At 63.3% G+C, this 8,435-nt stretch carries 10 protein-coding genes; 8 read left to right on the top strand and 2 right to left on the bottom strand.

Features of this window, described 5'->3' with window-relative positions; all coding sequences use genetic code 11:
* From VEK15_06070 to VEK15_06040, 7 genes are all read left to right on the top strand, one after another.
* A partial coding sequence (locus VEK15_06070; GenBank protein ID HXV60241.1) for an AAA family ATPase occupies nucleotides 1-540 on the top strand: 540 nt, incomplete at its 5' end.
* 4 nt (nucleotides 541-544) lie between these two features.
* The gene (locus VEK15_06065; protein HXV60240.1) at nucleotides 545-1,576 is read left to right on the top strand and encodes an ABC transporter permease; all 1,032 of its coding nucleotides are present in this window, start codon (nucleotides 545-547) and stop codon (nucleotides 1,574-1,576) included.
* 75 nt (nucleotides 1,577-1,651) lie between these two features.
* Nucleotides 1,652-3,352: a hypothetical protein gene (locus tag VEK15_06060; GenBank protein HXV60239.1), complete on the top strand. Its 1,701-nt coding sequence runs from the start codon at nucleotides 1,652-1,654 to the stop codon at nucleotides 3,350-3,352.
* A 145-nt stretch (nucleotides 3,353-3,497) separates the two neighbouring features.
* Nucleotides 3,498-4,124 carry a c-type cytochrome gene (locus tag VEK15_06055; GenBank protein ID HXV60238.1) on the top strand — a complete coding sequence of 209 codons (627 nt, stop codon included), beginning with the start codon at nucleotides 3,498-3,500 and terminating at the stop codon, nucleotides 4,122-4,124.
* Between the two features lie 63 nt (nucleotides 4,125-4,187).
* Nucleotides 4,188-5,810, top strand: a complete 1,623-nt coding sequence (locus VEK15_06050; GenBank protein HXV60237.1) for a D-aminoacylase — start codon at nucleotides 4,188-4,190, stop codon at nucleotides 5,808-5,810.
* Between the two features lie 55 nt (nucleotides 5,811-5,865).
* Nucleotides 5,866-6,129 (top strand): antitoxin VapB family protein, encoded by a 264-nt coding sequence (locus VEK15_06045; GenBank protein ID HXV60236.1) that lies wholly within the window; start codon nucleotides 5,866-5,868, stop codon nucleotides 6,127-6,129.
* The gene (locus tag VEK15_06040; GenBank protein ID HXV60235.1) at nucleotides 6,126-6,512 is read left to right on the top strand and encodes a type II toxin-antitoxin system VapC family toxin; all 387 of its coding nucleotides are present in this window, start codon (nucleotides 6,126-6,128) and stop codon (nucleotides 6,510-6,512) included. Before VEK15_06045 ends, VEK15_06040 begins: the two co-directional genes overlap by 4 nt.
* A gap of 107 nt (nucleotides 6,513-6,619) precedes the next feature.
* On the opposite strand, the gene VEK15_06035 is transcribed toward VEK15_06040, so the two are convergent.
* Nucleotides 6,620-7,054, bottom strand: a complete 435-nt coding sequence (locus VEK15_06035) for an extradiol dioxygenase (protein HXV60234.1) — start codon at nucleotides 7,052-7,054, stop codon at nucleotides 6,620-6,622.
* A 42-nt stretch (nucleotides 7,055-7,096) separates the two neighbouring features.
* Nucleotides 7,097-7,972: a maleylpyruvate isomerase family mycothiol-dependent enzyme gene (locus VEK15_06030; GenBank protein ID HXV60233.1), complete on the bottom strand. Its 876-nt coding sequence runs from the start codon at nucleotides 7,970-7,972 to the stop codon at nucleotides 7,097-7,099.
* A gap of 247 nt (nucleotides 7,973-8,219) precedes the next feature.
* Here VEK15_06030 and VEK15_06025 point away from each other — a divergent pair.
* A partial coding sequence (locus tag VEK15_06025; GenBank protein HXV60232.1) for a hypothetical protein occupies nucleotides 8,220-8,435 on the top strand: 216 nt, incomplete at its 3' end.

The following is an 8,435-nucleotide window of genomic DNA, read 5'->3' as shown; positions in this document are numbered from 1 at the left end:
AAGCTCTCGGGCGGACAGAAGCAGAGGCTCGCGGTCGCGACGGCGCTCGTGGGCGATCCCGAGCTACTGTTTCTCGACGAACCGACGACCGGGCTCGATCCGCAGTCACGGCGCAACCTCTGGGACCTCATTAGAGCGTTTCGGGAGCGAGGCGGGAGCGTACTTCTGACGACGCACTACATGGAAGAGGCGGAGCGGCTGTGCGATCGGGTGGCCATCGTCGACCAGGGCCAGATCATCGCGCTCGGAGCGCCTCGCGAGCTCATCGCCCGGCTAGGAGGCGACCACGTGCTCGAGGTTCGTGTGGACGATGCCGAACGGCTGAGCCTCGACGAGCTCTCGTCCCTACCTCGTATCCGAGGCGCCCATCGCGACGCCGGGACGTTCACGCTGGCGACCTCGGAGGTTCACGTGGCGCTCCCGGCTCTGCTGGAACATCTGCGTGCTCGTGGACTCGTGCTCGAGCACCTCGGCACCCACCACGCGAGTTTGGAGGACGTCTTCGTCTCCATTACCGGCAGGCACCTTCGCGACGGATGATCCGATGAGAGCTCGCCCCTTCACTCAGCTTCTTCTCGCTCGAGTCAAGGAGCCGCTCCGTGAGCCCGAAGTCGTGTTCTGGGTCTTCATCTTTCCCGTGCTCCTCGCCGTCGGTCTCGGTATTGCCTTCCGCAACAGGCCGCCCGAGGAAATCGCCGTGGGCGTGGTCTCCGGCGACCGATCGCCCGAGGTCATCGCCGCGCTCGATAGCGATTCCGAGATCAAGGCCGAGCTCATCGACGAGGACGAAGCAGCCTCCAGAATTCGCCTCGGACACGTCGACCTCCTGATCGTTCCCGGGAAGACGATGACCTACCGGTTCGACCCCACGCGACCTGCGAGCCTCGTGGCCCGTGCCCGCGTGGACGACACCTTGCAGCGGGCTCTGGGCCGGTTGGACGTCATCGAGGTCGTCGAAGAGCACGTGACCGAGCCGGGCGCCCGCTACATCGATTTTCTCATTCCCGGTCTCATCGGCCTGAACCTGATGAGCGGCGGGCTCTGGGGCGTCGGCTTCGCCGTCGTCGACATGCGGACGCGGAAGCTCCTGAAACGCCTCGTGGCCTCGCCGATGCGAAAAAGCGAGTTCATCGGGGCCATGATGACGAGCCGTCTGGTCTTCATGCTCTTCGAGGTCGTACTGCTGCTGGTAGCGGGCCATTTGATTTTCGACGTAGCCCTGCGCGGATCGATTCTCGCCACGATTCTCATCGGCGTCGTGGGAGCGCTCGCCTTCGGCGCGATCGGCATCCTCGTGGCGAGCCGCGCGGAGAGGATCGAGACCGTCTCGGGCCTGATGAACCTCGTCATGCTGCCCATGTTCGTATTCTCCGGCGTATTCTTCTCCTCCGACCGTTTTCCCGAGGCGATCCAGCCGTTCGTCCAGGCGCTCCCTCTCACGATGCTGAACGATGCCCTTCGCTCGGTGATCATCGAGGGCGCGAGCCTAGGGTCCCAGCTGTCGGAGCTCGCCGGACTCGTCGTATGGGGCAGCGTGAGCTTCCTGCTCGCGATGAGATGGTTTCGCTGGAGCTAGCCCCGTTCCCGCTCGTCGGAGCTCCATTCGGTTCTTGATATACTGACGCAAACTAACTGAGAGGTATTACTTTCCATGGGCAATTTCCTTGCATGGCATCGAATCGCGACTCTGATGGTGGTGCTCCACGCTTTCGCGCTCGGCGGCTGGGCGCAGACGCCAGCCCACCAGCATTATGAGGAAACCGAAGAGGCGACTCGGCCTTCGCCCACGGGCCAGCTCGCGCCCAGGCTCCAGAACCTCGGCGCCCACACGTTTCCCGTGACCACGTTCTCGAAAGACGCGCAGGCCTTCATGAACCAGGGTTTGAACCTCACCTATGGTTTCAACCATGCCGAGGCCGGCCGCTCGTTTCGCGAAGCGGCACGGCTCGATCCGGAGCTGGCGATGGCGTACTGGGGACAAGCGCTCGTTCTCGGACCGAACATCAATGCGCCCATGGATCCGAGCTCCGAGCCCGAAGCCTACGAGCTGGTGCAAAAGGCCCTATCTCTCAAAGACAAAGTCTCACTTCGAGAGCAGGCGCTCATCGATGCGCTCTCCAAACGCTACTCTGGCAACGCCGAGGACCGGGTCGAGCGAGACAAAGCCTACGCCGCCGCCATGCGGGAGGTGTGGAAGAGCTTCCCCGAGGACCTCGACGTGGCCACGCTATACGTCGAGTCGCTCATGGACTTGAGACCCTGGGACTACTGGATGCGGGACGGTACACCCTATGAGGACACTCTCGAGTCCGTGGAGATCATCGAGTCCGTGATGGAGCGAAACCCGGACCATCCCGGAGCCCTCCATCTGTACATCCATCTGATGGAGCCGACGGAAACCCCCGAGCGCGCCGAAGCGGCGGCGGACCGGCTGCAGCGACTCGTGCCCGGTGCGGGCCACCTGGTGCATATGCCGTCGCACATCTATCAGCGGATTGGCCGCTATGAAGACGCGGTCAAGAGCAACGAGCTCGCGGTCCTGGCGGACGAAGACTACATCACCCAGTGCCGGGCCCAGGGCCTCTACCCGATGGGCTACTACCCCCACAACATCCATTTCCTCTGGTTCGCGGCGACGATGGACGGAAGGAGCCAGGTCGCCATCGACTCGGCACGAAAGGTCGCGGAAAAGATCCCGGACGCGGTGCTCAGCGAGATGCCGATGATGGCCGGATTCCGAGTCGTCCCTTATTACGCGCTCACAAGGTTCGGGAAGTGGGATGAGATGTTGAAAGAGCCGGCGCCTCCTGCGGAGAATTCCTATCTGACGGGCACGTGGCACTATGCGCGAGGGGTGGCGTTCTTGGCGAAGGGCAAGATCGCGGACGCCGAGAAAGAGCTCGCGGAGGTGAAGCGCATCGCGTCCGATGAGAAGCTGGACTTCGAGCTGTTCTCGCCGAACTCGAGCGCGACGATCTTCGCCATCGCCCCCGAAGTGCTCGGCGGTGAGATCGCCGCCGCCAAGAAGAACTACGAGACCGCCATCGCCCATCTCGAACAGGCCGTCCGGCTCGAGGACAGCCTCGTCTACACCGAGCCGAGCGAATGGCATTACCCGCCCCGTCACGCACTCGGTGCCGTGCTTCTCGAGGCCGGGCGGGCGCGCGAGGCGGAAACGGTCTATTGGGAGGACTTGAGACGAAACGCCGACAACGGCTGGGCGCTCTATGGGCTCATGCAGGCGCTTCGGGCTCAGGGAAAGAACGACGCCGCGGACGTGATTCAGAAACGCTTCGACGAGGCGTGGAGCCGAGCGGACGTGAAAATCACCGCCTCGCGGATTCTGAGGTAACAAGCTCGAGAAGAGTCTCGGCGGGAATAGTCACGCCAGCCCGACTCGTCCTTCACTTAAGATTCTTTTAGTGTTTCGGTAAGCACCATTTAGGAAGTATCCCGAGCCGTTTCTGCGTATTTCCTCTCTGAAAGGAGATGGAACGATGTTGAAAAAGACGGTCTCGGGGATGCCGCTCCTGGGAGCGGCAGCTGTGTTCATGGCGGCCACTGCCTGTGGAACGCTGCCTTCGCCGGAGGGAGTCGCCCAGGCGAACGTGACGGACATCGCGTCGATCGATCGCGGGAAGTACCTGGTCACGACGATGATGTGCAACGACTGCCATACGCCCTGGGTGATGACGGAAAACGGGCCGGGGCCCGACATGACCCGGATGCTCTCCGGCCACCCGGAGGATCTCCCTATGCCGCCTCCGCCGAACCTCGGCGAGGGACCCTGGGTCTGGATGGCCGGTGCGACGAACACCGCCTTCGCCGGCCCGTGGGGGATCAGCTACGCCTTCAACCTGACGCCGGACGTGAACACCGGGCTCGGTATCTGGACCGAGGACATGTTCGTGCGGGCGCTCCGAACGGGCCGGCACATGGGCGTCTCGCGGCCGATCCAGCCGCCAATGCCCTGGCCCTTCATCTCCAAACTGACGGACGAAGACCTCAAAGCGATCTATGCCTACCTAAGAACCATCCCTCCGATCCACAACCGGGTTCCCGACTACATGGAGCCCCATGAAGTGGAGAAGATGAAAAAGGACGCCGCCGGTTCCGTCCAGTAGCTTCGCCGAGGTTGACACCTCTTGGTTGAAAGACCAAACTGCCTCCCTTCAGGGGGTGCTGCAATGCTGCGCAAGGGCTTCTTCCTACTCTTTCTGTTGGTCGCAACGAGCTGTAAAGAGGCTCCTACCCACTCGGTCGTGCTCCGCGGAGGAATGCTCTTCGACGGAACCGGCGCCCCCGGTATCCGGGGCGATCTGGCGATCAGCGGCGATCGGATCGTCGCGATGGGTGACGTCCCAGGGACGGGCGCGACCGAGATCGATGCGAGCGGTCTCTACGTCGCACCGGGGTTCACCGACATGCACAGCCACTCCGAGGTCGACCGCATGCTCAACGACGGGCGCGGTCCGTCGTTCGCGCTTCAGGGGGTGACGACCGAGGTCTACGGCGAGACGGAGAGCATGGGACCGCTCGGCGGAAAGCGGGAAACGGATCTTCCCGAGGCGCTTCGGGGCAAGTGGACGAGCTTCGGTGAGTTTCTCGACTATCTGGAGGGGTTGGGGACGGACATCAACGTGGCCTCGTATGTCGGATCGGGGGGCATCCGCGCCAACGTGATGGGCTACGAGGACCGGGCCCCCACCGACGCCGAGCTCGAAGAAATGAAAGAAATGATTCGCCAGGCGATGCGAGAGGGCGCGCTGGGCGTGTCCGCGGGGATGAGCTACGTTCCGAATATCTACATGACCACCGACGAGCTCGCCTCCCTAGTTCGCGTCGCGGCGGAGATGGGAGGGCTCTTCGCCAACCACGCTCGCACGATGAACGGTACCGATCCGGAAGCCATCGCCGAGGCGCTTCAGGTTGGTGAGAAGGCGAACGCTGCCGTGCACTTCTTCCATTTGAACTCGACGTCTTCGACTCGTGCCGACGAGTTCCTCTCCCAGATCGAAGCGGCGCGGGCCCGAGGCATGAGCGTAACCGGCGACAGCTATACCTATACGTGGGGCATCACCGGACTCGCGGACTACATCCCCGCCTGGGCCCAGGCCGACGGCCGCGAGGCGATGCTCGAGAGATTGCGCGATCCCGAGCAGAGGACGCTTATTGCCGCTGGCTTCGTCACCGAGCCCCCCTACTTCGCGAACATCGGCTGGCACCACATCCGCCTGGGAGTCCGAGACCCGGAGATCAACGGGAAGCTGGTCTCTGAAGTCTCGGAGATGCGCGGTCAGCCCCCGGAGGAAGTCTTCATGGACGTGGTCCTCGAGCAGGAAGGCCGGGGCATCGTGATCGACTGGAACAACGAAGAGGAGACACTGCGCCAGGTCATGGCCAAACCCTACGTGACGGGAGGAACCGATGGAAGCGCCCTGGACCTGCAGACGGAACACCTTCCCCCGCTCGTGCATCCCCGGCACCTGGGCACCTTCCCTCGCTGGCTCGGCACGTACGTCCGCGACGAGAAGCTCATGAGCTGGGAGGAAGCCATCCAGAAGCTTGCCGCCCATCCCGCGGAGATCCTCGGCCTGCGCGAGCGGGGATTGCTGAAAGAAGGCTACTTTGCCGACGTCATCGCCTTCGATCCCGAGACGATCAACGGTCGAGCGACGTTCGAGGATCCCTTCCACTATTCCGTGGGCATGGAGCACGTTTTCGTGAACGGGGTGGCGGTCGTCAGAGACGGCGAGCTGACGGGAGAGAAGCCGGGGCGGGCGATGAGAGGCCCGGGATACGTGCCATGAGACACCCGGAACCACTCAGCTGGCAGGATCCCAATTAGTCATGTATTATTCATGCATGGCTACGAAAACGATCACGTTGGAGCTCGACGCGTACGAGAAGCTGAAGCGGGCCAAACGTGGGCCACGCGAGTCCTTCTCCTCGGTCGTTCGGCGCGCACGTTGGGACGACTCGTCGACGGCGGGCCATCTTCTCGGCGCTCTTCGCGACGTCTGCCGGCTTCACCCTGAAAGCTTGCTCGATGAGGATGCGCTCGCGCGCGTCGATGAGCGAGCATCCTCGCGGGGGCGTCGCCCTCGCGCCACGGCGACGGCCGAGTGATCCTGGACACGACCGTGCTGGTCGATCTCCAGCGCGAACTGCGGCGCCGAGAACCTGGCGCCGCCACCGATCTCCTGGGGCGCTACGCGGACGAGCCGGTGAGTGTCGCCTTCGTGACCTGGATGGAGTTCGCCGAGGGTTACGAGGATTCGCGGCGGGAAGATTGCGAACGCTTTCTCTCGCCCTTCCCGGTTCTCTGGCCTGACATCGAAGTGAGCTGGGAGGCCAGCCGAATCGCACGTCGGCTCTCAGCCGAAGGCCGCGCAATCGGCGACCACGATGCCTGGATCGCGGCTCTGGGTCTTCGACTCGACCGACCCGTGGTCACTCGCAACGAAGAACACTTCCGGCGAGTTCAGGGTCTCGACGTCTGGTCGTACTGAGCTTTCCTTCTTTCGATTGACGCCCCGATTCAAGGCCCGAATACCATCCCCCTCCTCATCGTTGCGCGGAGGTTCGAGCACGACGAGGCCGGCCCGGTCCCCCCTTGTTAGCGCTTTCCCGCCTTCTTCTTCTTAGCTGGCTTGGTTCCCGGTCCCTTCGTCCGTCGTCGCCTGCCCGCTTTCGTGCGCTTCGCAGTCATCGCTTTCGGACGCGCATGCCGGGGCTGATAGACCCCGAGCTTGCCGCCTCCGGGGAGAGTCAATTGGGTGAGCAATCCCCAGCCGAGATTCTGCACGTCATCGCATGCCAGGCGGCGCTTTCGCATATCCTCGACGAACGTTTCCACCTCATCGCACATGAGGTAGAGCTCGTGTACGTCGTTCTTCTTCGCCGGGTGCACGGCCACTTCCGCGGGCGGCAAACCGAAGATGAGCCAGCCATCGCCCACATCGACGTGCGTCAACGCGAGCACGTCACGGAAAAACGCGCGGTCGGCCTCGGGTTTCGTACTGTAGATGATCGAATGGGCTCCGGTAATCATGAATCGTTCTCCCTCCCGTCCCGAATCGGGCTAGCTCACCGTTCAAACCATGACCCCGCGAACCGACAGGAGCTTTTCGATGAGGCGTTCGTCGCCCTCGGCAACGATACGCTCGCGGGCTTCCTCTTCGGAGAGCGCGTTGAAGAACAGCTTCCAGGCCGTGTCCTCGCTACAGCGGGCTCGGGCGGCGGCGTCCGGTTTCTCTCCCCGCAAAACCGACCAGCCGCCACGGGTCGCGATCACCGACCACGTGCCACCCGCCTCTCCGGTTATCTGGAGCACCAACGCCGTGTCCGGTGCGGCAAGTACGCCTTTGAACGCTCGCGGAAATGCTTTCATGGACAGCGCCAACACCGGATGCAGCCACTCGCGGTCGGTCAGCGCCGGCGCGCCCACGGCATCGCGAATCTGCGCCTGATGGTGCCACCATTCCGTGTACTCCCGCCCCACGTCGAACCAGTTCTCCGATTTGGATTCATCGGCCCAGGCGACGGGGAAGAACGACGGGCCCTGCGGATCGAGGGAGGCAAAGAGCTCGCAGACCTGGGGTCCCGTCGTTTCCAGGAAGTCCATCAGCACGTTGGCACTCAAACGACGGGTGGTCCGGATCCAGTCCGCGTTCAGGTCGTTCAGGAATCTCACGACATCCCGGTACCCTTTTATCGGACCTTCGGGCGGCATCATCGGAAGTCCATCCCTCTGAAAGGAAAGACGCCTCACCTGCCCGTCCAGGAGGTGCGCCACGACTTCGCGCACGGTCCAGGCGGGCGCGAGGGTGGGACGGTTCCAGTCCGTGGGCGCGAGGCCGCGAAGGAGCTCCATCAGGTGGCGATGAAGTCCGGGAAAAAGGTGAGCGGTGGAGATCATCCCGATCGGTTCCAACACTCCCACTCCTTTCTCCGCCCGCGCAGCGGACATCGTAGGAGATCCACCTCGGCCGTGCGACATCATCTGCCATAACACGTCTGCCTGCAATGGATTCCGTACTACCTTCATATGGCACCGCGTTTGCACCTTCGCGTCAACGAAGAGCAACCGATACGAGCAGATTGAATATCCGCACCAGAAGGCACCGCCTGGGTCATGGACCTCGGCGAGGCCGCGCCGGTGTCGGAGGCGGAGCCGGCGCCGACCGATCGTCGGCGCCGGCATTTGCCACCACACAGTGCGCTTCGGGACTCCGGACACCCCGATCAACGTCGGTTGCACCTATCTCGCCAAGGAGTACAATCGCGAAAGCGTGCTCTCGCTGTTCGGGGCCCTCACGGCGATCGCGGTGAACGTGCCCGTCCGCGTCGACGCACCACTGCCTGCCGACGTTCTCCAGATCGCGCTCGAAGAAGCCGAATCGATATTTCGACCGGGGGGAGTCATCTGGGAA

The sequence above is a fragment of the Vicinamibacteria bacterium genome, assembly GCA_035620555.1.
GTDB lineage: Bacteria > Acidobacteriota > Vicinamibacteria > Marinacidobacterales > SMYC01 > DASPGQ01.
This window is presented reverse-complemented; position numbering and strand designations above follow the sequence as displayed.

Excerpts from the sequence above, each read along its gene's own strand:
- VEK15_06030 (HXV60233.1), bottom strand. The coding sequence starts at position 7,972 with ATGTCCGCTGCGCGGGCGGAGAAAGGAGTGGGAGTGTTGGAACCGATC.
- VEK15_06045 (HXV60236.1), top strand. The coding sequence starts at position 5,866 with ATGGCTACGAAAACGATCACGTTGGAGCTCGACGCGTACGAGAAGCTG.
- VEK15_06050 (HXV60237.1), top strand. The coding sequence starts at position 4,188 with ATGCTGCGCAAGGGCTTCTTCCTACTCTTTCTGTTGGTCGCAACGAGC.
- VEK15_06035 (HXV60234.1), bottom strand. The coding sequence starts at position 7,054 with ATGATTACCGGAGCCCATTCGATCATCTACAGTACGAAACCCGAGGCC.
- VEK15_06060 (HXV60239.1), top strand. The coding sequence starts at position 1,652 with ATGGGCAATTTCCTTGCATGGCATCGAATCGCGACTCTGATGGTGGTG.
- VEK15_06065 (HXV60240.1), top strand. The coding sequence starts at position 545 with ATGAGAGCTCGCCCCTTCACTCAGCTTCTTCTCGCTCGAGTCAAGGAG.
- VEK15_06055 (HXV60238.1), top strand. The coding sequence starts at position 3,498 with ATGTTGAAAAAGACGGTCTCGGGGATGCCGCTCCTGGGAGCGGCAGCT.